Below are 25,276 nucleotides of genomic sequence, written 5' to 3'. Positions count from 1 at the left end.
CCCAGCATAGCGAAAAGCACAGAAAAAATTGTTGCTATCTGGCCTTTAAAATAGAATGTAAGGAGAAAAATTTTCTCTGTGGGGGTGGGTATGCTAGATAAAATTGACCGTAAGCTGCTGTCCTTACTGCAAAGCGACTGCACCCTCTCTTTGCAGGCGCTGGCGGATGCCGTTAATCTGACCACCACGCCCTGCTGGAAACGCCTTAAGCGACTCGAAGACGAAGGCATTCTGCTGGGACGCGTGGCGCTGCTGGATCCTGAAAAACTGGGGCTTGGTCTGACCGCGTTTGTTTTGATAAAAACGCAGCACCACAGCAGCGACTGGTACTGTAGGTTCGTCAGCGTGGTATCGGAGATGCCGGAAGTGCTGGGTTTCTGGCGCATGGCGGGCGAATACGACTACCTGATGCGCGTTCAGGTGGCAGACATGAAACGCTATGATGATTTCTATAAACGGCTGGTTAACAGCGTGCCAGGTTTGTCGAATGTCACCTCCAGTTTTGCGATGGAACAGATTAAATATACCACCGCCTTACCCATTGAATAACTTCCCGGCCTCGCCGGAACACGATCCTCAGGAAAAAACCGCGTGCGATTATTTGCTCAGTTAAGCTGGTACTTTCGCCGGGAGTGGCAACGCTATCTCGGTGCAGTCGCCCTGCTTATTATCATTGCCGTTCTGCAGCTCATCCCGCCGAAAGTGGTGGGCTATGTTGTGGATGGCGTAACGGAACAGCATTACACCAACGCACGGGTGATGATGTGGATCGGCACGCTGGTGCTGACGGCGGTGGTCGTCTATCTGCTGCGCTATGTCTGGCGCGTACTGCTGTTTGGCGCGTCCTATCAGCTGGCCGTGGAGCTGCGGGAAGATTTTTACCGCCAGCTTAGCCGTCAGCACCCGGAATTTTATCTGCGCCATCGCACCGGGGACCTGATCGCCCGCGCCACTAACGATGTGGATCGCGTGGTCTTTGCCGCCGGGGAAGGGGTGCTGACCCTGGTGGATTCGCTGGTGATGGGCTGCGCGGTGCTGATTGTGATGTCCACGCAGATCAGCTGGCAGCTGACGCTGCTGGCTCTGTTGCCGATGCCGATTATGGCGCTGGCGATCAAACGCTACGGCGACCAGCTGCACCAGCGCTTCAAGCTGGCGCAGGCAGCCTTCTCCTCCCTTAACGACCGCACTCAGGAGAGTCTGACCAGTATCCGTATGATCAAAGCCTTCGGCCTGGAAGATCGCCAGTCGGCGCTGTTTGCTGCCGATGCCGCCGACACCGGGGCCAAAAACCTGCGCGTTGCCCGCATCGACGCCCGCTTTGATCCCACTATTTATATCGCCATTGGTACCGCCAACCTGCTGGCCATTGGCGGCGGCAGCTGGATGGTGATCAACGGTTCGCTCACGCTCGGGCAGCTGACCAGCTTTGCCATGTATCTGGGGCTGATGATCTGGCCGATGCTGGCGCTGGCCTGGATGTTCAATATCGTCGAGCGCGGTAGCGCGGCCTACAGCCGGATCCGCGACATGCTTGCTGAAGCGCCGGTCGTCAATGACGGCAGCGAGCCGGTGCCGACCGGGCGCGGTGAGCTGAATGTCGCTGTTCGCGCCTTTACCTACCCACAAACGGAGCAGGTGACGCTCGAAAACGTCAACTTCCGGCTGCAACCCGGACAGATGCTGGGCATTTGTGGCCCTACGGGGGCCGGAAAGAGCACTATCCTGTCGCTGATCCAGCGCCACTTTGATATTGACCAGGGCGAGATCCGCTTCCATGACCTCCCCCTGACACAGCTGCAGCTGGATAGCTGGCGCAGCCGGCTGGCGGTGGTAAGCCAGACGCCGTTCCTCTTCTCTGATACCGTCGCCAACAATATTGCGCTGGGTTGTCCACAAGCGACCCGGGAAGCGATCGAGCACGTCGCCCGTCTCGCCAGCGTACATGACGATATCCTGCGCCTGCCCCAGGGTTATGAAACCGAAGTGGGGGAGCGCGGCGTGATGCTCTCGGGCGGGCAGAAGCAACGTATTTCCATCGCCCGCGCGCTGCTGCTTAATGCCGAGATCCTGATCCTCGACGATGCCCTGTCTGCGGTAGACGGCCGTACCGAACACCAGATCCTGCATAACCTGCGCCAGTGGGGAGAAGGGCGCACGGTGATCATCAGCGCCCATCGTCTGTCGGCTCTGACCGAGGCGAGTGAAATTCTGGTGATGCAGCACGGGCATATTGTCCAGCGCGGGCAGCATGAACAGCTGGCAGACCAGCCGGGATGGTATCGCGATATGTATCGCTATCAACAACTGGAAGCGGCGCTGGATGACGTGCCGGACATAAACGAGGAGGCCACCGATGCGTAGTTTTTCCCAGCTGTGGCCCACCCTTAAACGCCTGCTGGCCTATGGCTCGCCATGGCGTAAACCGCTGTCGCTGGCAGTGGTGTTGCTGTGGATCGCGGCCATCGCCGAAGTCACCGGCCCGCTGCTGATCAGCTATTTCATCGACAACATGGTGGCAAAAAATTATCTCCCGCTCGGTCTGGTGACCGGACTGGCGGTGGCCTATGTGGGCCTGCAGTTGCTGGCGGCCGGACTGCACTACGCCCAGTCACTGCTGTTTAACCAGGCCGCCGTTGGGGTGGTACAGCAGTTGCGTACCGACGTGATGGATGCCGCCCTGCGCCAGCCGCTGAGCGCGTTCGATACCCAGCCCGTCGGGCAGATCATCTCGCGCGTGACTAACGATACCGAAGTGATCCGCGATCTTTATGTCACGGTGGTCGCCACGGTGCTGCGCAGCGCCGCGCTGGTCGGTGCCATGCTGGTGGCGATGTTCAGCCTGGAGTGGCGAATGGCGCTGGTGGCGATGGCCATTTTCCCGGCGGTGATGATTGTGATGATCATCTACCAGCGCTACAGCACGCCCATTGTCCGTCGCGTGCGGACCTATCTGGCGGATATCAATGATGGTTTCAACGAAGTCATCAACGGCATGAGTGTTATCCAGCAGTTCCGTCAGCAGGCGCGCTTTGGCGAGCGGATGGGTGAGGCCAGCCGTTCACACTATATGGCCCGCATGCAGACGCTGCGGTTGGACGGCTTTCTCCTGCGCCCGCTGCTCAGCCTGTTTTCGGCCCTGGTGCTGTGCGGATTGTTGATGCAGTTTGGTTTTGCCGCACGCGGCACCATTGAGGTCGGGGTACTGTATGCCTTTATCAGCTACCTGGGCCGTCTTAACGAGCCGCTGATTGAGTTGACCACGCAGCAGTCGATGCTGCAGCAGGCGGTGGTTGCTGGCGAACGCGTCTTTGAACTGATGGACCGCCCGCGGCAGGCATATGGCGATGACGATCGTGACCTGCAAAGCGGCACCATTGAATTCGATAAGGTCTCCTTCGCCTATCGCGAGGATCGGCTGGTGTTGCAGGATATCGATCTGAAGGTGCCTTCCCGAAGCTTTGTCGCGCTGGTGGGCCATACCGGCAGCGGTAAAAGTACCCTCGCCAGCCTGCTGATGGGTTACTACCCGCTTACCGAAGGGGAAATTCGCCTCGACGGGCGTCCGCTCTCGACCCTGAGTCACGCCGTGCTGCGTAAAGGGGTGGCAATGGTGCAGCAGGATCCGGTGGTGCTGGCCGATACTTTCTACGCCAACGTGACGCTCGGGCGGCCGTTTAGCGAGGAGCAGGTGTGGGACGTGCTGGAGAAAGTCCAGTTGGCGGAGCTGGCGCGCGGCCTGCACGAGGGGATCCACACCCGGCTGGGCGAGCAGGGGAACAACCTCTCCGTGGGGCAAAAACAACTCCTGGCTCTGGCCCGGGTGCTGATTGATACGCCTCAGGTGCTGATCCTTGATGAAGCCACGGCAAGCATCGATTCTGGCACTGAACAGGCGATTCAGCAGGCGCTGGCTGCGGTGCGGGACCAGACCACGCTGGTGGTTATCGCCCACCGCCTCTCGACCATTGTCGAGGCAGATACCATTCTGGTGCTTCATCGCGGCCAGGCGGTTGAGCGCGGCGCCCATAAGCAACTGCTTGAGGCAAAAGGGCGTTACTGGCAAATGTATCAATTGCAGTTGGCCGGTGAAGAGCTGGCCGCCAGCACTCGCGAAGAGTCGCTAAGCGCCTGATGCACTAAAATTAAGCAAGTCGCCAGCCGCTGAATCGGTTGGTGCAAAAATGAAACGCACCATGCACTGTCATGGTGCGTTTTTTTTCATCTTCTCTCCGCCACGCCTCATCTTTCCTCTCTTTTCAATTCTGGCACACCCCTTGCAATACCTAATCAGTTCGCGAGCCATTACCGAATTCTGACTGGAGAGATATATGAAGCTGGTTACCGTGGTCATCAAACCATTCAAGCTCGAAGACGTGCGTGAAGCACTCTCTTCAATGGGTATTCAGGGACTGACCGTCACCGAGGTGAAAGGCTTTGGGCGACAGAAAGGTCATGCAGAGCTGTACCGTGGCGCCGAATACAGCGTCAACTTCCTGCCAAAAGTGAAGATTGACGTGGCGATCGCCGACGATCAGCTGGATGAAGTCATCGATGTGATTAGCAAAGCAGCCTATACCGGCAAAATTGGCGACGGCAAAATTTTCGTTGCTGAGCTGCAACGCGTTATTCGCATTCGTACAGGCGAAGCCGACGAAGCGGCACTGTAAAAAATCAGGCACACAGTGATAGGGATCGAGAAAATGAACACAACAACACTCAAAGCAAGTCTGGGGTCTCTGGCACTGCTGCCGGGGCTGGCAATGGCTGCACCGGCGGTGGCAGACAAAGCCGATAACGCCTTTATGATGATTTGCACCGCGCTGGTGCTGTTTATGACCATTCCGGGGATTGCGCTGTTTTACGGCGGCCTGATCCGCGGTAAAAACGTCCTCTCCATGCTTACCCAGGTAACAGTGACCTTCGCGCTGGTGTGCGTCCTGTGGGTCGTCTACGGCTACTCGCTGGCCTTTGGAGAAGGCAACGCCTTCTTCGGCAGCTTTAACTGGGCGATGCTGAAAAATATCGAGCTGACCGCGGTGATGGGCAGCTTCTATCAGTACATTCACGTGGCATTCCAGGGGTCGTTCGCCTGTATCACCGTCGGCCTGATTGTTGGGGCGCTGGCGGAACGTATTCGCTTCTCCGCAGTGCTGATCTTCGTGGTGGTATGGCTGACTCTCTCCTATGTGCCGGTGGCGCATATGGTCTGGGGCGGTGGTCTGCTGGCCTCCCATGGCGCGCTGGACTTTGCGGGCGGTACCGTTGTGCACATCAACGCCGCGGTAGCGGGCCTGGTAGGCGCATACCTGATTGGCAAACGCGTCGGTTTTGGCAAAGAGGCCTTCAAACCGCACAACCTGCCGATGGTCTTTACCGGTACCGCGATCCTCTACTTCGGCTGGTTTGGCTTTAACGCCGGTTCCGCCAGTGCAGCAAACGAAATCGCGGCGCTGGCCTTCGTGAACACCGTGGTGGCAACAGCGGGCGCTATCCTTTCGTGGATCTTCGGCGAGTGGGCGGTACGCGGTAAGCCTTCCCTGCTGGGTGCCTGTTCCGGTGCAATTGCCGGTCTGGTGGGTATCACGCCGGCCTGTGGCTTTGTCGGGGTGGGCGGCGCGCTGATCATCGGTATCGTCGCGGGTCTGGCGGGTCTGTGGGGCGTCACTGCGCTGAAACGTGTTCTGCGTGTGGACGATCCTTGCGATGTGTTTGGCGTGCACGGCGTGTGCGGCATCATCGGCTGCATCATGACTGGCTTCTTTGCTTCTACCTCCCTGGGCGGCGTCGGCTACGCAGAAGGCGTGACCATGGGCCATCAGGTTCTGGTGCAGCTGGAAAGTATCGCTATTACGGTGGTCTGGTCTGGCGTAGTGGCCTTCATCGGCTACAAGCTGGCGGACATGACGGTGGGTCTGCGCGTACCAGAAGAGCAGGAGCGCGAAGGTCTGGACGTCAACAGCCACGGCGAGAATGCGTATAACGCTTGAGTAAAAGCAAACGGCAACCGAGAGGTTGCCGTTTTTGTATTTGCCCCCTCTCCCTGAGGGAGAGGGGCAGGGCATCAGCCCGCAGCTGTTATCCCCGGTTACGCATTACCCCTTCCTGCACCGTAGAAGCAACCAGCACGCCATCCTGAGTATAAAACTCACCGCGAACAAATCCGCGAGCGCTCGACGCAGAGGTACTCTCCACGCTGTACAGCAGCCAGTCGTTCATATCAAACGGACGGTGGAACCACATCGAATGGTCGATGGTGGCAACCTGCATCCCTTTCTCAAGGAAGCCCACGCCATGAGGCTGCAGGGCAACTGGCAGGAAGTTGAAATCAGAGGCATAACCCAGCAGATACTGATGAACGCGGAAATCTTCCGGCACCGTTCCATTGGCGCGTATCCAGACCTGACGCGCCGGCTCGGCGGTATGGCCCTTCATCGGGTTATGGAACTCAACCGGGCGGATCTCCAGCGGCTTGTCGCAAAGAAACTTCTCTTTAACCTGCGGCGGCAGCAGATGTGCCAGTGCGCGGGCAATGTCCGTTTCAGAACGTAACGTATCCGGTGCCGGGGCAGGGGGCATCACTTTCTGATGCTCATACCCTGGCTCCGGTGCCTGGAATGACGCGGTCATATAGAAGATCGGCTTACCATTCTGCACAGCCGCCACGCGGCGGGCGCTAAAGCTGTTGCCGTCACGCAGGACTTCCACGTCATAGACGATCGGTTTCTGGCTGTCGCCCGGGCGCAAAAAGTAGCTGTGAAAGGAGTGCACAAAGCGTTCTGCAGGTACTGTCTCTTTCGCTGCATAAAGGGCTTGCCCCACAACCTGACCGCCGAATACCTGGCGTAAGCCCAGATCTTCGCTTTGTCCCCGAAAGAGTCCTTCTTCAATTTTTTCCAGGTTTAATAATGTCAGCAGATTGCCTAGTGCCTGACTCATAGTCGTCCTCAATTAAAACGCCGTGGCGAAAGATAGAGAGAGTATAACGCAGAAAAGGAAGTGGTCCGATGGGTGCAATAATCTGAATAACAGGGAGATTCCAGGCATAAATAAGTGATGTGTGCCACACTTACTCTCGTTATGTTTATGTTAACCACTCATCTGGCGGTATCGATCCCGCTGGTGCATTGATGATAAGGAGAACTCAATGAAACTCGTGCACGTGTTAAGTGGTTTAGCGGTAGCGGTTGCTCTTTCTGCCTGCGCAGATAAAAGTGCAGATATACAGACGCCAGCGCCAAACCCAAACACTGCTGGTGTGGCAACTCAGCCGACTATTCAGCAGCCTAATGTATCCGGGACCATCTGGATCCGTCAGAAAGTAGCTTTGCCGCCGGATGCGGTATTAACCGTCACCCTGTCTGATGCTTCGCTGGCCGATTCACCATCAAAAGTGCTGGCGCAGCAGGCGACCCGTACTGAAGGTAAACAGGCCCCGTTCAAGTTTGAATTGCCGTTTAACCCGGCGGATGTGCAGCCAAACGCACGTATCCTGCTGAGCGCGGCGATCACCATTAACGATAAGGTTGTACTGATGACCGATATCGTGAAGCCGGTCATCAATCAGGGCGGTACAAAAGCCGATCTGGTGCTGGTGCCAGTACAGCAGACCTCGTTGCCGCTGCAGCCTGGCGGCGGTGCGCCAACAACTGTACCTTCCACCTCGCCAACTCAGGTTAGCCCGTCTACTGCTACCCCGGCACCTACCCAGCTTTAATGTCGCCAGCCCCTCTCGCCTGAGAGGGGCTTTTTAATACCGCCAGCGGTATTGTTGCATATCGATCTTTCCACTGCCTGAAACCTGCACCCCTTCGCTGAGCAAGGCCTGACGTTGTCGCTGCAAATCGGGGCCGGTTAAAGAGATCGTTCCATGGCGGTTCACCACCCGATGCCAGGGCAGAGTGCTCCCTTCCGGCAACCGTTTAAGAACGCCACCCACCTGCCGTGCTGCACGCGGGGAACCTGCCAGTCGTGCCACCTCACCATAAGTCGTGACGCTCCCTTCGGGAATCGAGGCCACTATCTGCCAGACCCGTTGGGGAAAAGTGTCGTGTTCGTCCATTTTTTTACTCCTGTGTTGAGAGCATGATAAAGATTCGCCGCCAGGACAGGAAGAAAACGTGCACTCTGTAAACGCTTTGCGCAATAAAGCACCACCCGGACGCGGTTAACTTGCAATTGCGATCGGGTACAGTGATAATGCGCCAGCGCGTTGGTTAACAACGCTCTCAATGGAGGCTCTGTTGGTTCTCCCGCAACGCTACTCTGTTCACCAGGTCAGGTCCGGAAGGAAGCAGCCAGGGCAGACGACGTGTGTGCCGGGATGTAGCTGGCAGGGCCTCCACCCATTTCTGCCTCTGAAAACCTCTCAATTCTCTTTATCCTTCACTCTTTTCATCTCTTACGCTCCGTGTCGGTCCAATATCCATGGCAACAGTAAGTACATTATATATTTCTAAGTTGTCCTGTTTATTTCATTAATTGTCATCATACTGAAATGTGGTTGTCATTATTCTGTCATAAATGTTGTGCAGGTTAAGTGTGACATTTTTATGATATATAAGCTGGCAATATATATCTGGATAATAATGATAACTTCGTGTATTAATTTAACAAATTGATGTCAAGGATGTAGCCACTATGACCACTGCCGTGCTGAATGTAAAAATTGACGAAGCGCTAAAAGAGAAGCTTCGTCACTACGCAGAAGTGAATAATGAGAATCTCAGCGTTACCACAGAGAAACTGCTGCAAATGGCATTTTCTGTAGCAGACGAGGCGGGAGTAACGGAAGAGGATATCGATAATCAACATACGGAAGAAGAGAGCGTAGCACCTTTTACTCCTAAAGAAATCAAAGCATTAAGAAAGATTCTGAAGAAGAAAAAATGAAACAACATCAGCAATCAACCGCCAGCTGCTACTCGGAAGCCTGCACGCTTCTGCGCTCTGGCTATGTCAAACATGTCCGCCTGGGCTGGGATGTTGGCAGTGATGAGTTCTTTCGAATTGCGTCTGACTGGTGCGATACCGGGGCTAAAATAAAGAAAGAAGGCGATAGTTTTGTTATTTCCCTTAAAGGTTTCCCTATCCCTGCTCAGCACTGACTTCCTTCCTGCTGAAAATGTCTGACTGTAATGATTACAGTCAGACATTTTTGAATCTCCCCGTTGGGGGAATTATTTGTGCGCCCGCTCACTTTTTTACGGTAATAAATATTACCGTTGCAGAACGTTATACAAAGGGGCGTTTGAATGCTTGCCCGCCTTTATTCAGCGCCAGCCACAGCGGCTTGATCCGCATCAGCGCACTTTCCAGCTCCGCTGTCTCCAGCGAAAAGGGCATCCGCAGATAGCGGTCAAAGGACCCGGAAAGCCCAAAACGCGTCCCGGTCCCCAGATGGATCCCTGCCGCTTCGGCGCGGGTGGCCAGCTGGGTTGCCAACATATCCGGCAGCTCCACCCAATAGGAAAGCCCACCTTCCGGCATTTGAAAACGCCATTCCGGGAAATGTTCACGCAGTAACGCCGCACAGCGATCCCGCCGCTCGCGCAGCATCTCCCGTCGGGCGGGTAAAAATGTGTCGCCATTTTCAATCAACCACAGGGTGGCCAGCTGTTCAAGCAGCGGCGATCCCAGATCGAGCGTATCGCGGGTTTGCGCCAGCGCCGCGATAGTGCGCGCTGGTGCACGCACCCAGCCCAGACGCAGGCCTCCCCAGAAACTTTTTCCCGCTGAGCCCAGGGTAATGACATTGCCGTTTGGGCAGAAGGAGGCCAGCGGCGGGGGCGGGGGCGCATCGAACCAGAGATCAACCATGGTTTCATCCACCACCAGCGTGGTGCGGGCATGGGCGGCAATGGCGGCAATGGCCTCACGGCTGGTCGCATCCATGCAGCGGCCGGTGGGATTATGAAAGTCCGGCATCAGGTACGCCAGGCGCGGCGCGGTCTGGGCGAGGGTGGCGGCAAAGCCATCAATATCCCAGCCGGTCTGTGGCAGTGACACGCCAACCGGACGGCAGGAGGCACCCTGAATGGCGGCGATAGCCAGCGGGTAGGTAGGGTGATCCACCACCACCCGATCGCCTGGCCCGGTGAACATCCGCAGCACCAGCGCCAGCCCGCTGACGGCCCCGTTAACCACCATCACCTCTTCTGGCCGGGTAGGCAGACCCCGTGCCGTATAGCGCGCAGCGATGGCATCGCGCAGCGCCAGCAATCCCAGTTGGTCGTAGCCGGTTTGCGTCAGATGCTGCGTAATGGCAGTCAGGGCGTGGGTGTAAGCCTGATGGATCTCCGGCCCGGCACCCAGTGCGGCGGTAGAGAGATCCAGCGCCGCACTGGCGTTAGCGCGGGTAGGGGGCGTGCGGCTGTCAGGCAGGATCACCCGCGACCCGCTGCCATGGCGGCTTTCGAGGTAGCCTTCATCACGCAGGTGCGCAAGCGCGCTGCTGACGGTGGTACGGCTCACCGCCAGAGTTAAGGCCAGCTCGCGTTCGCCTGGCAGGCGCGTATCCAGCGCCAGCCTGCCATCAAGGATCAGCAGGCGTAGTGCATCGGCAAGCTGACGCCAAAGCGGGGTACGGGAGGTGTCCTGCTGCCAGTGGCCTAACAGGCGAACTAATGACTGGCTTCCAAATCGACGCGATGACATAAGCAGTCCACTTTTTCAAAACTGGACATTAATCATAGTGCCATTTCAGGTGATGATGAAAGTCGAGATAACCGGAGAAAGATTATGCTGCGTCGATTACTTCAGCTTTACGTCGGATTAAGCCTGTATGGCCTGTCAACGGCGATGTTTATACGTTCGGATCTGGGTGCCGATCCGTGGAATGTCTTCCACCTTGGGGTGGCTAAACTGCTGGCAATGGATATTGGCACTGTCATTATTCTCACCGGCGTGCTGGTGCTACTGCTGTGGATCCCGCTGCGACAGCGCCCCGGCCTCGGCACCATCAGTAACGTGATTGCCATTGGTCTGGCCGCCGATGTCGCGCTAAGGTTCATTCCGGCTATCGACTCCCTGATGGTGCGCAGCCTGTTGCTGGTCAGCGCGGTGATCGTCAATGCGCTGGCGACCGGCATGTACATTGGCGCCGGGTTTGGTGCCGGGCCGCGCGACGGCCTGATGACCGGGATCAACGCCCGCACCGGCTGGTCGGTTCGCAGCGTGCGCACGGCGATTGAGGTGTCAGTCCTGCTGACAGGATGCGTGCTGGGGGGCACGTTTGGCGTGGGAACCGTGCTCTATGCCTTAAGCATCGGCCCGCTGATCCAGATCTGCCTGCCGTGGTTTCGTCAGAAGCCGCGTATGTTAGCCCCGCAGCCTGAGCGCGTTGTTTGATTTTGCGAAGCGCTCACATGCTTTGTGCGGTGGGTTATGACAAAATACGTGCATCACTCCTTGCAACGCGACGCGCATGAAAGCCATAACCCTTTACGACGTTGCCCGCCTGGCGGGCGTTTCCTATCAGACCGTCTCACGTGTCATTAATGATGCGGCGCATGTCTCTGCCCGGACCCGGGAGAAAGTACAGCAGGCAATGGCCGAACTGCACTATGTCCCCAACCGCGGGGCACAGCAGCTGGCCGGGAAACGCACCCGCACCCTGGGGCTGATCACCACCGATCTGGCCCTGCATGCCCCCTCGCAGATTGCTTCTGCGGTCAAGACCCGTGCAGGCGAGCGCGGGGCGAGCGTGTTGATCTCGATGGTCGAACATCCGCAGCAGTGCCTGGCGGCGGTCCAGGAGCTACTGGCGCAGCGCGTAGAGGGACTGCTGGTTAACGTGCCGCTGGAGGACGAACAGGCAGAAAGCCTCCAGGCGCAGGCCGTTCCGGTGCCGGTACTCTTTCTTGATGTCTCGCCCACTGCCCGGGTGCACAGCCTGGTGTTTGATGCCGGACAGGGGGCAGCCCTTGGCGCGCACCATCTGCTGGCGCTGGGCCATCAGCGGATCGCCCTGCTCGGTGGGCCGCAAAGTTCTGTGTCGGCGCGTGCGCGCCTGGCGGGTTGGTTGTCGACGCTGGCGGCGGCGGGGGTGGAACCCTGTGCCATCGCCGAGGGAGACTGGAGCGCCGCCTCGGGTTACGAGAAAGGCCATCAGCTGCTGGCGGGTGCCATGCTTCCGCAGGCGATCCTGGTGGCTAATGACCAGATGGCGCTCGGTGTGATGCGCGCCTGCGCCGATAAGGGCATTAGCGTTCCGGGCCAGCTCTCGGTAGTCGGGTTTGACGATACCACCGACAGCGCATGGTTTACCCCGCCGCTGACCACCATTCGTCAGGCCTTCCGCGAGGCGGGGTTGCGCAGCGTAGAGTGGCTGCTGGCGCAGCAGGGCATCGTCGGGCAGGCACCTGCGCAAACCCGTCTTCCGGTATCCCTGATCGAACGTCACTCCACCGCCCGGGAAGGGATCCCGCAGAGCAGTGAGGAGCTGGCCCAGCAGCTAAAATCGCTGGCTGTACTGGCTGAACAACTGGCTCGCCGATAACGCTTTTGTGATCCCCATCGCTTCATGACGCTCTCCCGCTTTACCCTGTTCCCCCGACAGGGCATTGTAGTTTGAAAATTGTGAGCGCTTCGCAAAAGAGGTAACTATGTCCCATTCTGATCCGCTGACTCTCAGCGCACTTCTTGCCCGCCGTGACTGGGAAAACCCCGGCGTCACGCAATGGAATCGCCTCCCTGCCCATGTGCCGCTCAGCGGCTGGCGTGACGAGCAGGCGGCGCGGGAGGAGGGTGATTCACCTGCCGTTCGCTCGCTGAACGGTGACTGGAAATTTAGCTTCTTTGCCGCGCCAGAGCGCGTTCCCGATAGCTGGACGCAGGAAGATTGCGCGGATGCGGTGATCATGCCCGTTCCCTCCAACTGGCAGATGCAGGGCTTTGATACCCCGATCTACACCAACGTGACCTATCCCATTGCGGTGAATCCGCCGTTTGTACCGGCAGAGAATCCAACCGGTTGTTACTCGCTCACATTCGATATGGATGCCAGCTGGCTGGAGCGCGGCATGACGCGGCTGGTATTTGAAGGCGTCAACTCGGCCTTTTACCTGTGGTGCAACGGACAGTGGGTCGGCTATTCCCAGGACAGCCGTCTGCCCGCGGAATTTGATATTTCCGCTTTCTTGCGCCCGGGCAGCAATCGACTGGCGGTGATGGTGCTTCGCTGGTGTGACGGCAGCTACCTTGAAGATCAGGATATGTGGCGCATGAGCGGCATCTTCCGCGATGTCACCCTGCTGCACAAACCCGACACCCATATTGCCGATTACCATGTGGTCACCGAACTGAACGCCGATTATGATCGCGCTCAACTCCAGCTGGGGCTGACCCTCGGGGGAGCCGACTACGCGAACTGCAAGATCGACGTGAATCTGTGGCGGGCAGGGGAGTGTATCGCCAGCGCAACCGGTACGCCCGGCTCGGCCATTGTTGATGAGCGTGGTCACTGGCAGGAGAGAGTGAATGTCTCCCTCAGGGTGGATCAACCGGCCCTGTGGAGCGCTGAAATCCCCGCCCTCTACCGGTTAACCCTCGTGCTGCGCGACGGGCAGGGCCAGGTGCTGGACGTTGAAGCCTGCGATGTTGGTTTTCGTCGGGTCGAAATCAGCAACGGTCTGCTGAAGCTCAACGGTAAGCCGCTGCTAATACGCGGTGTTAACCGCCACGAACATCACCCTGAGCACGGGCAGGTGATGGACGAAGCCACCATGCGCCGCGACATTGCGTTGATGAAGCAGCATAACTTTAACGCCGTGCGCTGTTCGCACTATCCTAACCACCCGCTATGGTATCGCCTGTGCGACCGCTACGGGCTGTACGTGGTGGATGAAGCCAATATTGAAACCCACGGTATGGTGCCGATGAGCCGTCTGGCCGACGATCCGCGCTGGCTGCCTGCCATGAGCGAGCGCGTTACCCGCATGGTGCAGCGCGATCGTAATCACCCGTCGATTATCATCTGGTCGCTGGGCAATGAGTCCGGTCACGGCGCTAACCACGATGCCCTTTACCGCTGGGTGAAGGCGACGGATCCGACCCGTCCGGTGCAATATGAGGGCGGCGGGGCCAACACCGCTGCAACTGACATTGTTTGCCCGATGTATGCCCGCGTCGATCAGGATCAGCCCTTCCCGGCGGTACCGAAATGGTCGCTTAAGAAGTGGATCGGCATGCCGGACGAGACACGTCCGCTGATCCTCTGCGAATATGCCCACGCGATGGGCAACAGCTTTGGCGGTTTCGCTAAATACTGGGAGGCCTTCCGCAAGCATCCTCGTCTGCAGGGCGGTTTCGTCTGGGATTGGGTGGACCAGGCGCTGACGAAGCATGACGAACAGGGCAACCCTTTCTGGGCCTACGGCGGCGACTTTGGCGATAAACCCAACGACCGCCAGTTCTGTCTGAACGGGTTAGTCTTCTCCGATCGCACGCCGCATCCGGCTCTGTATGAGGCCCAGCGCGCCCAGCAATTCTTTACCTTTACCCTGGTGAGTCATTCCCCGCTGGTGGTGGAGGTAGAGAGCGATTATCTCTTCCGCAATACCGACAACGAGCATCTGCGCTGGTCAGTGCTGCGTAATGGCGAGGTGCTGGCCTCTGAGGTGGTGGCGCTTAACATCCCGGCGCAAGGTACGCAACGGCTGGAGATCGCGTTGCCGCAGGGCACACCGGCAGAGGGTGAACTGTGGCTGAATGTGGATGTGTTCCAGCCCGCGGCCACGCCGTGGTCTGCGGAAAATCATCTCTGTGCCTGGGATCAATGGCCGCTGCCGGTCCCGTTACTTGTCGCACCAACGAAAGCTGGTGGGGTGGCACCGCAGCTCATGCGCGAAGATGACGCGCTGGTGGTGACCCATCAACAGCAGCGCTGGCAGTTTAACCGCGCCACCGGAGATCTGACCCAGTGGTGGCGGGAGGGAGAGACGACGCTGCTCGCGCCGCTGACCGACAACTTCACCCGCGCCCCGCTGGATAATGATATCGGCGTCAGTGAAGCGACCCGTATCGATCCCAATGCCTGGGTGGAACGCTGGAAGGCGGCGGGGATGTACAGTCTGACGCCGCGTCTTTTGCAGTGTGACGGCGAGCAGCTGGCGCAGGCGGTGGCGATCACCACCCTGCACGCCTGGGAGCACGACAACCAGGTGCTATTCCTGAGCCGCAAATGCTGGCGCATCGACAGCCAGGGTGTACTGCATGGCGATATTGAGGTGCAGGTGGCAAGCAACATACCGGAGCCGGCGCGTATCGGGCTGAGCTGTCAGCTGGCGCAGGTGCCACAGAGCGTGAACTGGTGTGGGCTTGGGCCTTATGAAAACTACCCGGATCGCAAACTTGCCGCCCGGCAGGGTCGCTGGGAGTTGCCGCTTGCGGCGCTGCATACGCCCTATATTTTCCCCACCGAAAACGGCCTGCGCTGCAATACCCGGCAACTGACGCTGGGGCAGCATCAGCTGGATGGCGATTTCCACTTTGGGGTGAGCCGCTACAGCCAGACGCAGCTGCGCGAGACCTCCCATCACCATCTGTTACGGGAAGAGCCTGGCTGCTGGCTGAACCTGGATGCGTTTCATATGGGCGTTGGGGGCGACGACTCCTGGAGCCCGAGCGTGTCGCCGGAGTTTGTCCTGCAGGGGAAAAAGGTACGTTACGCCTTTAGCTGGCAACAGAACTAAACTTAATCGCTGATGCGGTCACACCATGTGGCCGCACATTCACTTCGGAGGTTTATCTGATGAAGTATGTCGATGGTTTTGTGGTTGCCGTTCCCGCGAATAATAAGGAGGCTTATCGCGAGATGGCCGCGAAAGCCGCACCGCTGTTTAAAGAATTTGGCGCGCTTCGCATCGTAAAGTGTTGGGCAGATGACGTCCCCGACGGCAAATTAACGGACTTTCGCCTGGCGGTGAAGGCGGAAGAGAACGAAGAAGTGGTCTTCAGCTGGATCGAATATCCTTTCAGAGAGGTTCGCGATGAAGCAAACCGGAAGATGATGAACGATCCCAGAATGAAAGCGTTTGGCGACGCAATGCCGTTCGACGGCAAGCGTATGATTTATGGCGGCTTCTCGCCGCTGCTGGATGAATAATTATAATGCCCGGCGGTACACTCCGCCGGGCGCTAGTTGTGTGATTCCGGATCGAGATTGTTGTCTGCCCACTGAATAAAGGCCTCTTTCGGCAGCGCTTTACTGAAAAACCAGCCCTGGCCGTACTGCACACCGTGGCGGCGAAGCCATGCCAGCTGGCCCTCGGTTTCAATCCCTTCCGCTACCATATCGAGATTCAGCGACCTGGCCATCTCAATGATATGTGACGTCACATTCTTGTATTCCAGCGCGTCCACGAAAGATTTATCGATTTTCAGGGTATCGACGTCCAGATCCTGCAGGTAGCTGAGGCTGGAATAGCCAGTGCCAAAATCGTCGATATAGACAGCGTGACCTGCGCGCCGGAAGCTGGCAATAGCAGGTGCGCTGACGGTGGGATCGGCAAACCCCCGCTCGGTAAGCTCAAGCGCAATCTGAGATGGGTGGAGCTTCCATTGATTCAGCAGACGGCTCAGTAGCGGGAGTACGCTACCCGATATCAAATCGGCCGGGGCGAGGTTAATCGAGATATGGTGGCCAGGATGCTGGCGCAACCACTCGCCCATCTCTTCAAATACCTTTTCAATGATCAGAGTCATTAGCGAGTTTGTCAGGCCAGTTTGCTCTGCCAGCGAAACAAAAATATCAGGTGACAGGTAACTGCCGTCCGGCTGTGGCCAGCGGGCAAGCGCTTCTGCACCGGTTAATCTGCCGCTGTTTAATGCAACAATTGGCTGGAAATGCACCTGAATTTCCCGGGCATTGATGGCATCCAGCAGGCGATGCCGGGGCGATTGCAGGCGGCGTAACACGCGCAAAATAAACCCGGCCGTCAGCAAGCTGATCAAAATGCCAAAAGGCAGCCAAAAATAAAGCTGGTGATGCCAGCTCTCTTTTAACGGTTTCAGGGACGCCCACGTCACAATGGCAAAACCCAGGTCGGGCACATTGTGCACGTTATACATCGCGCCGTTATGTTGAAAATGCGTGCTGTTAGTCCGCTGCATTTCATTGAACACCTGCATATCCAGGCTGTTGCTGCTGGCGAAAACGATATTGCGCCGGATCCCGACCAGGGCGACGTCGATCGGCCAGGAGCCAAAGGGGATCACGTCGATCAGCGAGCCCGGGTCGATCATCACGATATAATGCCCTGTGCCAATAGCGGCCATATAGCGATTAACATTTAAATCGTTGTGCGAAGTCACCCAGGCCCGATAGCCATCGGGGGTGATCCGCAGTGCGGGTGGAAAAGAGGGAGTCTGGCTCTCTTGTTCCAGCGAAGAGCAGCGTGGCTTGAGATCGTCAACGTAGAGCATTTCCTGAATATAACGCCAGGAGAATGCGGTGCGGCGCATCATCAGCGTATGTTCGCGACTACAGGGGATCCCTTTGAAGGACTGCATTTCGTTTAACGCAGATTTGGCCTGAGTAATTACTCGGTCGGTACGGATCTGGACGCGGGAAGCATAGCTGTTCAGGTCCTCAACAAACTTATCTTCCGCATTACTGTGCGCCAGCCAGACGCTGAGGCAGACAGGAACAAGCACTGCAATAACGAGTACGCAGGTCACCACACTAACCAGGTGTCGGGTTGTCATGCTCCTGTTTCCTTTTTATTACGCCGGGCGAGAGGCGCACAAGTCGATGACATTAATACGGAAAGCCACGCTGCATTGTAGTGTTATAGCACGCCCCTGCCATTGATTTCATTTAGCAACCGGGCGCACAAATAAAAATATTTTAGGCGAGATTAACGAAGGGCGAAGAGTTGAGGAGGCGCTTATCCGTCGTGGGTTGTTTTTGCACCTCCACTCGGATATGCTAATTGTTATGTTATAACAATTAACTTCGGTAAGGGTAAATATGCAGGTCCTCAATTCATTGCGCAGTGCTAAAAAACGTCATAAAGATTGCCAGATCGTTAAACGCAAAGGTCGGCTGTATGTGATATGCAAATCTAATCCGCGGTTCAAGGCCGTGCAGGGACGTAAGAAGAAACGGTAGGGCAGGACAGCAGGCTTGCCGCTTACAGCGAGGCTATAGGCGGCAGGCCGGGACAGGCTTCAGGCAGATACGCGGGAAAGGGTAAAGACGTCGTAGAAAGAGAGTTCGCCTTTAGTGGCGATCATTTTTTGCAGTTTCTCTTTTTGTTGTGACTCAACCTGGGGGGAGTGCAGGATGCTCTCGATCAGCTGGTTGGGCACATAGCGCGTGTTGTACCACTCACCGTTGTAGCAGACGCGAAAATCGAGCACATCAATATCTTCGTAGCGGTAGCGCGGATTAACGTCAAAAAAGAAGAAGGCGTTAAAGACGACGAATAATACCACCAGTAGCCAGACGGAACCGATCAGCGTCTCCGATTGCAGCATCACCACCAGCGTTGCCAGCCAGGCGGCGTACATGGCGATAAACAGACCCGGGTGTTTGCGAATAAAGCTGATGCTAAAGCGCGGTCTGTTGTCACGCTTTTCTCGAACATTGAGGTCATCAATGGTTTCGGTAAGCAGGCGTTGTATCTCGGTCATCTTCTGCCCTTTCTCAAATCACTTAAAACGGGGATCTGTATATTTTAAGTGACCACAATGTTTGTGGATAGTAACAGTTAGGCTAAGAAAAAACATAACAGTTGCCAGAAAAGGGCGGGTTAGATAAAGCGGTCAGTCTGTTCAGTACGAGGCAGCGTCTCCGTTGGGCGATAACGGTCGCCCATACGGGTGAGGAACTCATGCTGGTGGTAGAAAGCAGTGTTTAAACGTCTAATGCAGTGTGATGCTCTTCGGCGTGTGAATCACCCAATCAGCGTACAAACTTCCACACGGCTGTCGGGATTTTATCATACAGCTTATTCATAGTGAGTTCAGCCAGACGATGATCGGCTGCAGAATAGAATACTGCTAACTCATTATCAGAAAGCTCGTATTTATTTTTCTCAATCACACGTTCAAGGGTGTCAATTGACTGACAGCGTCGCAAACGCATCAAATAATCTGTCTTGGTTAAGGGTTTATCAGACATAAAGTCACCTAATTGTTTGTAATAATTTTAACTGGCGAAGCTAACGGGTTAGCCTTGCTTGCATTGACAAAACAACGAAAAAGCCGATTGCCCGATTTACGCCATTTTTGCAAATCTTGTGCATTAATGCCGTAGCTACTGAATAACATAAAAGTGTCATCCAGGTATTCGTCAATTTGCTCAATCAACTTATTATCTTCGTTATACTTAATTTTATAATTAAGCGCGAAGGTTGCTATATGCTCAATCAACTCGTTTAACTGCAAATTAATGGCAGAAGTAGGGTCATTGACCCAGCCATGGTTGCTTTCATCGAGATTGGAAAGGCAGTCATGGTACAGGGATTCACAAAGGAATTTCAACTGTGCAATATCTTGCCTTTTAGGCGAGTATTCGTCCATAGCGCATCCCCTTTTTGAGTGATTTTTTACTCACCGAACATCGTTGTCGGGAAGGGTACAACTGACTTAGCGTCAACGACTACTGTATGCGTCTTACCATTAACTATAATCTACTCTGATTAGGATTTCACCGCGCTATTACGAAAAATTACAATTACGCCGGAGGGTAAAGGTTTAGGCAGACACTCTGTTATATATTGTTTTTCCAGTTGCCCCCCGGGTTCTTATCTCCCGACTCGATGTTAAGACCATTTCAAAAGCGCTATTACGCGCCATCGTAAACAAAAAACACCAGGAATACTCTTAATAACTAAGAAGCAACGCAAGAAAGTGAGAATTTGTGTAAGAGGATTAGGTTAAATATGAAAAGTGGTTTAAAGGTGACATAAAATATATAAATCGCCAATAAGCTTATTTTATGATTTTCAATTGCCAAAAAAAAGGCCGCATTAGCGGCCTTTTTAACTGTTAACAGCACATTCCGGGTGGTCTTACACCGAATGTTTGTGTTCGACGTCTTCAGATTTACGGCTGAAACGACGACGTACTACCACAAAGAAGACCGGAACAAAGAAGATGGCCAGTACGGTTGCGGTGACCATCCCGCCCATTACGCCAGTACCTACGGCGTTCTGCGAACCGGAACCTGCACCCGAGCTGATTACCAGCGGCATAACCCCGAGGATAAATGCCAGGGAGGTCATCAGAATCGGACGCAGACGCATACGCACCGCTTCCAGCGTGGCTTCGATAAGCCCTTTGCCCTCTTTATCCATCAGATCCTTGGCGAATTCCACGATAAGTATCGCGTTCTTCGCCGACAAGCCAATGGTTGTCAGCAGGCCCACCTGGAAGTACACGTCGTTACCCAGCCCACGGAACGTGGCCGCCAACAGGGCACCAATAACCCCCAGTGGCACAACCAGCATAACCGAGAACGGAATCGACCAGCTTTCATACAGCGCTGCCAGACACAGGAATACCACAATCAGCGAGATGGCATACAGGGCAGGAGCCTGGTTGCCGGACAGGCGTTCCTGATAGGACATGCCCGTCCAGTCGTAGCCGATGCCTGCTGGCAGTTTTTGCGCCAGCTCTTCCATCAGGTTCATGGCCTCACCGGTACTTCTACCCGGTGCCGCCTGACCCAGGATCTCCATTGATGGCAGACCGTTGTAACGTTCCAGACGCGGCGAGCCGTATTCCCAGCGTGAAGTGGAGAAGGCGGCGAATGGCACCATCTGTCCGTCACTGCCGCGAACGTACCAGTTGTTGATATCGTTCGGCAACATACGGTACTGCGCTTCAGACATCACGTACACTTTCTTCACACGACCGCGGTCGATGAAGTCGTTGACGTAGCTACCGCCCCAGGCCGCGCCCAGTGTGGTATTGATGTCACTGATAGAAACGCCCAGCGCCTGTGCTTTTTCCTGATCGATATCCACTTTGAACTGCGGCGTATCTTCCAGACCGTTCGGACGTACGCCTACCAGTAGCTCAGGATGCTTGGCAACTTCACCAAACAACTGGTTACGCGCCTGAGTCAGTTTTTCATGGCCCAGACCGCCCTGGTCGATAAGCTGGAAGTCAAAGCCGGTTGCCGTACCCAGCTCGACGATCGCAGGCAGGTTAAAGGCAAAGACCATCGCATCTTTAATCTGCGAGAAGGTGCCCATCGCGCGGCCAGTAATGGCTTCAACCTTGTTCTCTTCGCCCGGACGTTCAGCCCAGTCTTTCAGAGAAACGAAGGCAATACCGGTGTTCTGGCCACGACCCGCAAAGCCGAAGCCGTTAACCGCAAACACCGATTCAACGTTGGCTTTCTCTTTGGTGAGGTAGTAATTCGTCACCTCATCCAGCACTTTCTGGGTACGTTCCTGAGATGCACCCGCTGGCAGCTGGGCCATGGTCAGGAAGACGCCCTGGTCTTCGTCCGGCAGGAAGGAGCTTGGCAGACGAACGAACAGGTACGCCATACCCACCACGATGATGATATAGAGCAGCAGATAACGACCGGTGCTGCGCAGGATATTGCCTACGCTGTCGGTGTAGTGGTGCGTACTCTTATCGAACATCCGGTTAAACCAGCCGAAGAAGCCTTTTTTGTTCTCGCCGTGATCGCCTTTGGCCACTGGTTTCAGCATGGTGGCGCACAGTGCAGGGGTCAGGATCAACGCAACCAGTACCGACAGGGCCATTGCCGAGACGATAGTGATCGAGAACTGACGATAAATCGCACCGGTAGAACCCCCGAAGAAGGCCATCGGGATAAATACCGCCGACAACACCATGGCGATACCGACCAGCGCGCCCTGGATCTGACCCATCGATTTACGGGTAGCTTCCTTCGGCGGCAGTCCCTCTTCGGACATGACACGCTCGACGTTTTCTACCACGACGATGGCGTCATCCACGAGCAGGCCTATCGCCAGCACCATCCCGAACATCGTCAGGGTGTTTATCGAGAAGCCAAAGGCCGAGAGGATCGCAAACGTCCCTAACAGAACGACCGGCACGGCAATGGTTGGAATCAGCGTCGCACGGAAGTTTTGCAGGAACAGGTACATCACGATGAACACCAGGATAATCGCTTCGACCAGCGTTTTGATTACCTCGTGAATGGAGATTTTCACGAATGGCGTGGTGTCATACGGATAAACGATTTTCAGGCCTGACGGGAAGAAAGGTTCCATTTTCTTCAATTCGGCACGGATCGCGGTAGCGGTATCCAGGGCGTTAGCGCCAGTCGCCAGCTTAATCCCCAGACCGGATGCCGGCTGGCCGTTAAACTTGGCGATAACGTCATAGTTTTCACCGCCCAGCTCTACCTTCGCCACATCACGCAGGCGAACCTGGGAACCGTCCGGGTTCACTTTCAGCAGAATTTTACTGAATTCATCTGCCGAGGTCAGACGGGTCTGCGCGATGATTGAGGCGTTCAGTTGCTGGCCTTTCACCGGCGGCGTGCCGCCTAACTGACCGGCTGCCACCTGGGCGTTCTGCGCTTTAATCGCGTTGATCACGTCCACTGGCGTTAACTGGAAGTTGTTCAGTTTGTTCGGATCCATCCAGATACGCATCGCGTACTGAGAACCGAACAGCTGCACGTCACCCACGCCTGAAGTACGGCTGATGGCATCCTTCATGTTGGCGCCCACGTAGTCGGAGATATCCTCCTGCGTCATGGTGCCGTTGGTGTTGATAACGCCGACAACCATCAGAAAGCTGCTGGAGGATTTCTCCACGCTCACACCCTGCTGTTGTACTTCTTGCGGCAGTAACGGCATCGCCAGCTGCAGTTTGTTCTGCACCTGAACCTGAGCGATGTCCGCATCCGTACCGGATTCGAAGGTCAGCGTGATCTGCACCGTACCGGTGGAGTCACTGTTGGAGGACATGTACATCAGGTTATCGATACCGTTCATGTTCTGTTCGATAACCTGAGTTACGGTGTCCTGCACCGTTTTGGCATCAGCCCCTGGGTAGGTTGCGGCGATTGAAATTGCTGGCGGCGCAATAGTTGGATATTGCGCGACAGGCAGCTTCAGGATCGCAAGTCCCCCGGCTAGCATGATGATTATGGCGATCACCCACGCAAAAATGGGGCGATCGATAAAGAAATTAGGCATGTCTTAACGGCTCCTGTTTAAGTTAAGACTTAGGTTGTTCTGACTGGCCGCCTGCGGAGGCTTGTTGTTGATTGTCAGACGTGACCTCTTGCGCTTTAACCTGGGCGCCCGGGCGAACTTTTTGTAAACCGGTAATGATGACGCGATCGCCATCTTTCAGACCTTCGGTAACCAGCCATTTGTCGCCAATTGCCTGGGTTGCGGTGATCTGGCGGACTTCAACTTTGTCTTCAGCGCCAATGACCATTGCACTGGCATCGCCGCGCGGCGTACGGGTCACACCCTGCTGTGGAACCAGCAGTGCCGTTGGGTTAGTCCCTTCTTCCAGGCTTGCGCGAACAAACATACCTGGTAACAGCGTATGGTTCGGGTTCGGGAAGATGGCGCGCAGGGTGATAGAACCGGTGGTCTGATCGACCGTCACGTCAGAAAACTCGAGGCTGCCGGCCTGTGGGAACTTAATGCCGTCGTTAGTGACCAGCTCCACTTTCGCTTTGCCATTTTCCTGCTTCAGGGTGCCGTTCTCCAGCTCCTGTTTCAGACGCAGGAAATCATTGCTCGACTGGGTGACATCGACATAGATAGGGTCAAGCTGCTGCACAGTGGCCAGTGCGGTAGTCTGGCCATTCTGCACCAGGGCACCTTCGGTCACTGCCGATTTACCAATGCGGCCGCTGATAGGCGACGTCACTTTGGTATAAGCCAGGTTAATACGTGCGGTTTCAACGGCGGCTTTCGCAGCGGTAACGGCAGCGTTTGCCTGTTGAGCATCGGCCTGGGCGCTATCAAATTCCTGTTGGCTGATGTACTGAGTGCCGATCAGTTTCTGATAACGGCTGACGGTCAGCTGGGCAATTTTTGCCGCAGCCTGGGCTTTAGCCAGATCGCCTTTTGCACTTTCGTAATTAGCCTGATAGGTAGCGGGATCAATCTGATACAGAGATTCACCGGCTTTAACATCGCCGCCTTCCGTAAAATTACGTTTCAGGATGATGCCACTCACCTGTGGACGCACTTCAGCAATGCGGTAAGCGCTGGTTCGGCCGGGTAATTCTGTTTTTATCTGGAGAGGTTCGGATTTGAGCGTCACGACGCCAACTTCTGGCACCTGCTGAGCCCCTTGTTGAGCCTGTTTTTCGTCACATCCTGTAAGCGCTAAGCTGCCTGAGAGCATCAGAACGATCGCCAGAGGCGTTAACCCTCTGTTTTTGTTCATATGTAAACCTCGAGTTTCCGATTTCAAATTGATCAATGGATCACGCGTCCACAAACCCATTGCTGCGTTTATATTATCGTCGTGCTATGGTACATACATTCATAAATGTATGTAAATCTGACTCCTGTAAATTCACCTGGGTATGGCACGAAAAACCAAACAACAAGCACTTGCGACACGCCAGCACATCCTTGATGTAGCTTTGCGCTTGTTTTCGCAACAGGGTGTTTCTTCCACTTCGCTGGCACAGATTGCTCAGGCGGCGGGAGTAACCCGTGGAGCGATTTACTGGCATTTCAAAAATAAGTCAGATTTATTTGGTGAAATTTGGGAGCTTTCAGAATCCAATATTGGGGATCTCGAGACTGAGTATCAGGCAAAATTCCCCGACGATCCACTCTCAGTTTTAAGAGAGATTCTGGTCTATATCCTTGAGGCTACAGTTATAGAAGAACGCCGCCGCCTGATGATGGAGATTATCTTCCACAAATGCGAGTTTGTCGGGGAAATGGCGGTAGTGCAACAGGCACAGCGCAGTCTCTGTCTGGAGAGTTACGATCGTATTGAACAGAGCCTATTGCATTGTATTAAAGCCCGCATGTTACCTGCCAATTTATTAACCCGCCGCGCCGCCATCCTGATGCGCAGCTATATTTCCGGCCTGATGGAAAACTGGCTTTTTGCTCCCCAGTCTTTTGATCTGCAACGTGAAGCCCGTGATTATGTGGAAATCCTGCTGGAGATGTACCAGTTCTGCCCTACGCTGCGCGCGCAGCCAGACTCGCTCCATGCCTGATCCCAGGAATTGTCCGGGAGCCACGCGTTGATGCTATTTTGCACCCGATTGCCGTGATATTCTTCACGCCGGTCTTTTTGGTATTCATCACACGAATTACACATA

Annotated in this window: 22 protein-coding genes, 1 other RNA gene and 1 pseudogene; 15 read left to right on the top strand and 9 right to left on the bottom strand. The window is 55.6% G+C overall.

Features of this window, described 5'->3' with window-relative positions; translation table 11 throughout:
• Positions 1-90 precede the first annotated feature (90 nt).
• The 5 genes from ABIE02_RS16880 to amtB all read left to right on the top strand — a co-directional run bounded on the left by ABIE02_RS16880 (position 91) and on the right by amtB (position 5,990).
• Positions 91-549, top strand: a complete 459-nt coding sequence (locus tag ABIE02_RS16880) for an Lrp/AsnC family transcriptional regulator (RefSeq protein ID WP_032616846.1) — start codon at positions 91-93, stop codon at positions 547-549.
• A 42-nt stretch (positions 550-591) separates the two neighbouring features.
• The gene (locus ABIE02_RS16875; protein WP_336994854.1) at positions 592-2,364 is read left to right on the top strand and encodes a SmdA family multidrug ABC transporter permease/ATP-binding protein; all 1,773 of its coding nucleotides are present in this window, start codon (positions 592-594) and stop codon (positions 2,362-2,364) included.
• On the top strand, positions 2,357-4,135 hold the full coding sequence (locus ABIE02_RS16870) for a SmdB family multidrug efflux ABC transporter permease/ATP-binding protein (RefSeq protein ID WP_130589232.1): 1,779 nt from the start codon (positions 2,357-2,359) through the stop codon (positions 4,133-4,135). Before ABIE02_RS16875 ends, ABIE02_RS16870 begins: the two co-directional genes overlap by 8 nt.
• A 196-nt stretch (positions 4,136-4,331) precedes the next feature.
• Entirely contained in the window at positions 4,332-4,670 is a 339-nt protein-coding gene (glnK, locus tag ABIE02_RS16865; protein ID WP_032616849.1) for a P-II family nitrogen regulator, read from the top strand.
• 33 nt (positions 4,671-4,703) lie between these two features.
• A complete protein-coding gene (amtB, locus tag ABIE02_RS16860; RefSeq protein WP_130589231.1) occupies positions 4,704-5,990 on the top strand; it encodes an ammonium transporter AmtB in 1,287 nt (428 codons plus the stop codon).
• 88 nt (positions 5,991-6,078) lie between these two features.
• On the opposite strand, the gene tesB is transcribed toward amtB, so the two are convergent.
• On the bottom strand, positions 6,079-6,939 hold the full coding sequence (gene tesB, locus ABIE02_RS16855) for an acyl-CoA thioesterase II (RefSeq protein ID WP_032616851.1): 861 nt from the start codon (positions 6,937-6,939) through the stop codon (positions 6,079-6,081).
• 208 nt (positions 6,940-7,147) lie between these two features.
• Here tesB and ABIE02_RS16850 point away from each other — a divergent pair, with 208 nt between their 5' ends.
• The gene (locus ABIE02_RS16850) at positions 7,148-7,717 is read left to right on the top strand and encodes a YbaY family lipoprotein (RefSeq protein ID WP_032616852.1); all 570 of its coding nucleotides are present in this window, start codon (positions 7,148-7,150) and stop codon (positions 7,715-7,717) included.
• A 33-nt stretch (positions 7,718-7,750) separates the two neighbouring features.
• Here ABIE02_RS16850 and ABIE02_RS16845 read toward each other — a convergent pair.
• Positions 7,751-8,065, bottom strand: a pseudogene (locus ABIE02_RS16845) (MGMT family protein); the annotation flags it as partial.
• Between the two features lie 176 nt (positions 8,066-8,241).
• On the opposite strand from ABIE02_RS16845, the gene ffs reads away from it, so the two are divergent.
• From ffs to ABIE02_RS16830, 3 genes are all read left to right on the top strand, one after another.
• Positions 8,242-8,338, top strand: an RNA gene (ffs, locus tag ABIE02_RS16840) — signal recognition particle sRNA small type.
• Between the two features lie 302 nt (positions 8,339-8,640).
• Positions 8,641-8,892 (top strand): hypothetical protein, encoded by a 252-nt coding sequence (locus tag ABIE02_RS16835; protein ID WP_032616854.1) that lies wholly within the window; start codon positions 8,641-8,643, stop codon positions 8,890-8,892.
• Complete coding sequence (locus tag ABIE02_RS16830; protein ID WP_077226238.1) at positions 8,889-9,107, top strand: hypothetical protein; 219 nt, start codon at positions 8,889-8,891, stop codon at positions 9,105-9,107. The genes ABIE02_RS16835 and ABIE02_RS16830 overlap by 4 nt, the downstream gene beginning before the upstream one ends.
• A 127-nt stretch (positions 9,108-9,234) precedes the next feature.
• On the opposite strand, the gene ABIE02_RS16825 is transcribed toward ABIE02_RS16830, so the two are convergent.
• Positions 9,235-10,656 carry a PLP-dependent aminotransferase family protein gene (locus ABIE02_RS16825; protein WP_130589229.1) on the bottom strand — a complete coding sequence of 474 codons (1,422 nt, stop codon included), beginning with the start codon at positions 10,654-10,656 and terminating at the stop codon, positions 9,235-9,237.
• 84 nt (positions 10,657-10,740) lie between these two features.
• Here ABIE02_RS16825 and ABIE02_RS16820 point away from each other — a divergent pair, with 84 nt between their 5' ends.
• From ABIE02_RS16820 to ABIE02_RS16805, 4 genes are all read left to right on the top strand, one after another.
• Entirely contained in the window at positions 10,741-11,349 is a 609-nt protein-coding gene (locus ABIE02_RS16820; protein ID WP_032616857.1) for a YczE/YyaS/YitT family protein, read from the top strand.
• Positions 11,350-11,425: 76 nt separating this feature from the next.
• A complete protein-coding gene (locus ABIE02_RS16815) occupies positions 11,426-12,499 on the top strand; it encodes a LacI family DNA-binding transcriptional regulator (protein ID WP_336994853.1) in 1,074 nt (357 codons plus the stop codon).
• 106 nt (positions 12,500-12,605) lie between these two features.
• Positions 12,606-15,692, top strand: a complete 3,087-nt coding sequence (locus ABIE02_RS16810) for a beta-galactosidase (RefSeq protein ID WP_336994852.1) — start codon at positions 12,606-12,608, stop codon at positions 15,690-15,692.
• Positions 15,693-15,751: 59 nt separating this feature from the next.
• Positions 15,752-16,105, top strand: a complete 354-nt coding sequence (locus ABIE02_RS16805) for a DUF1428 domain-containing protein (RefSeq protein WP_336994851.1) — start codon at positions 15,752-15,754, stop codon at positions 16,103-16,105.
• Between the two features lie 32 nt (positions 16,106-16,137).
• On the opposite strand, the gene ABIE02_RS16800 is transcribed toward ABIE02_RS16805, so the two are convergent.
• Positions 16,138-17,706 (bottom strand): EAL domain-containing protein, encoded by a 1,569-nt coding sequence (locus tag ABIE02_RS16800; RefSeq protein WP_191153090.1) that lies wholly within the window; start codon positions 17,704-17,706, stop codon positions 16,138-16,140.
• A 265-nt stretch (positions 17,707-17,971) separates the two neighbouring features.
• Between ABIE02_RS16800 and ykgO the strand changes: the two genes are divergently transcribed.
• On the top strand, positions 17,972-18,112 hold the full coding sequence (gene ykgO, locus ABIE02_RS16795; RefSeq protein WP_032616862.1) for a type B 50S ribosomal protein L36: 141 nt from the start codon (positions 17,972-17,974) through the stop codon (positions 18,110-18,112).
• Between the two features lie 59 nt (positions 18,113-18,171).
• On the opposite strand, the gene ABIE02_RS16790 is transcribed toward ykgO, so the two are convergent.
• The 5 genes from ABIE02_RS16790 to acrA all read right to left on the bottom strand — a co-directional run bounded on the left by ABIE02_RS16790 (position 18,172) and on the right by acrA (position 24,375).
• Complete coding sequence (locus tag ABIE02_RS16790) at positions 18,172-18,636, bottom strand: YlaC family protein (RefSeq protein WP_032616863.1); 465 nt, start codon at positions 18,634-18,636, stop codon at positions 18,172-18,174.
• A gap of 271 nt (positions 18,637-18,907) precedes the next feature.
• The gene (locus ABIE02_RS16785; protein WP_032616864.1) at positions 18,908-19,126 is read right to left on the bottom strand and encodes an HHA domain-containing protein; all 219 of its coding nucleotides are present in this window, start codon (positions 19,124-19,126) and stop codon (positions 18,908-18,910) included.
• 8 nt (positions 19,127-19,134) lie between these two features.
• On the bottom strand, positions 19,135-19,527 hold the full coding sequence (gene tomB, locus ABIE02_RS16780; RefSeq protein ID WP_032616865.1) for an Hha toxicity modulator TomB: 393 nt from the start codon (positions 19,525-19,527) through the stop codon (positions 19,135-19,137).
• A gap of 491 nt (positions 19,528-20,018) precedes the next feature.
• Positions 20,019-23,159, bottom strand: coding sequence for a multidrug efflux RND transporter permease subunit AcrB (gene acrB, locus ABIE02_RS16775; protein ID WP_117385933.1), 3,141 nt, complete (start codon positions 23,157-23,159; stop codon positions 20,019-20,021).
• Positions 23,160-23,181: 22 nt separating this feature from the next.
• Positions 23,182-24,375: a multidrug efflux RND transporter periplasmic adaptor subunit AcrA gene (acrA, locus tag ABIE02_RS16770; protein ID WP_032616867.1), complete on the bottom strand. Its 1,194-nt coding sequence runs from the start codon at positions 24,373-24,375 to the stop codon at positions 23,182-23,184.
• A gap of 142 nt (positions 24,376-24,517) precedes the next feature.
• On the opposite strand from acrA, the gene acrR reads away from it, so the two are divergent.
• Entirely contained in the window at positions 24,518-25,171 is a 654-nt protein-coding gene (gene acrR / locus ABIE02_RS16765; protein ID WP_059308598.1) for a multidrug efflux transporter transcriptional repressor AcrR, read from the top strand.
• Positions 25,172-25,276: the final 105 nt, after the last annotated feature.

Source organism: Leclercia sp. 1548 (genome assembly GCF_050435045.1).
GTDB lineage: Bacteria > Pseudomonadota > Gammaproteobacteria > Enterobacterales > Enterobacteriaceae > Enterobacter > Enterobacter adecarboxylatus.
Note: the sequence above shows the minus strand (reverse complement) of the source record. Positions and strands in the feature narration are given on the sequence as shown.

Coding starts and splice junctions, on each gene's coding strand:
- ABIE02_RS16880 (WP_032616846.1), top strand. CDS start 91: ATGCTAGATAAAATTGACCGTAAGCTGCTGTCCTTACTGCAAAGCGAC.
- ABIE02_RS16870 (WP_130589232.1), top strand. CDS start 2,357: ATGCGTAGTTTTTCCCAGCTGTGGCCCACCCTTAAACGCCTGCTGGCC.
- glnK (WP_032616849.1), top strand. CDS start 4,332: ATGAAGCTGGTTACCGTGGTCATCAAACCATTCAAGCTCGAAGACGTG.
- amtB (WP_130589231.1), top strand. CDS start 4,704: ATGAACACAACAACACTCAAAGCAAGTCTGGGGTCTCTGGCACTGCTG.
- tesB (WP_032616851.1), bottom strand. CDS start 6,939: ATGAGTCAGGCACTAGGCAATCTGCTGACATTATTAAACCTGGAAAAA.
- ABIE02_RS16850 (WP_032616852.1), top strand. CDS start 7,148: ATGAAACTCGTGCACGTGTTAAGTGGTTTAGCGGTAGCGGTTGCTCTT.
- ABIE02_RS16835 (WP_032616854.1), top strand. CDS start 8,641: ATGACCACTGCCGTGCTGAATGTAAAAATTGACGAAGCGCTAAAAGAG.
- ABIE02_RS16830 (WP_077226238.1), top strand. CDS start 8,889: ATGAAACAACATCAGCAATCAACCGCCAGCTGCTACTCGGAAGCCTGC.
- ABIE02_RS16825 (WP_130589229.1), bottom strand. CDS start 10,656: ATGTCATCGCGTCGATTTGGAAGCCAGTCATTAGTTCGCCTGTTAGGC.
- ABIE02_RS16820 (WP_032616857.1), top strand. CDS start 10,741: ATGCTGCGTCGATTACTTCAGCTTTACGTCGGATTAAGCCTGTATGGC.
- ABIE02_RS16815 (WP_336994853.1), top strand. CDS start 11,426: ATGAAAGCCATAACCCTTTACGACGTTGCCCGCCTGGCGGGCGTTTCC.
- ABIE02_RS16810 (WP_336994852.1), top strand. CDS start 12,606: ATGTCCCATTCTGATCCGCTGACTCTCAGCGCACTTCTTGCCCGCCGT.
- ABIE02_RS16805 (WP_336994851.1), top strand. CDS start 15,752: ATGAAGTATGTCGATGGTTTTGTGGTTGCCGTTCCCGCGAATAATAAG.
- ABIE02_RS16800 (WP_191153090.1), bottom strand. CDS start 17,706: ATGACAACCCGACACCTGGTTAGTGTGGTGACCTGCGTACTCGTTATT.
- ykgO (WP_032616862.1), top strand. CDS start 17,972: ATGCAGGTCCTCAATTCATTGCGCAGTGCTAAAAAACGTCATAAAGAT.
- ABIE02_RS16790 (WP_032616863.1), bottom strand. CDS start 18,636: ATGACCGAGATACAACGCCTGCTTACCGAAACCATTGATGACCTCAAT.
- ABIE02_RS16785 (WP_032616864.1), bottom strand. CDS start 19,126: ATGTCTGATAAACCCTTAACCAAGACAGATTATTTGATGCGTTTGCGA.
- tomB (WP_032616865.1), bottom strand. CDS start 19,527: ATGGACGAATACTCGCCTAAAAGGCAAGATATTGCACAGTTGAAATTC.
- acrB (WP_117385933.1), bottom strand. CDS start 23,159: ATGCCTAATTTCTTTATCGATCGCCCCATTTTTGCGTGGGTGATCGCC.
- acrA (WP_032616867.1), bottom strand. CDS start 24,375: ATGAACAAAAACAGAGGGTTAACGCCTCTGGCGATCGTTCTGATGCTC.
- acrR (WP_059308598.1), top strand. CDS start 24,518: ATGGCACGAAAAACCAAACAACAAGCACTTGCGACACGCCAGCACATC.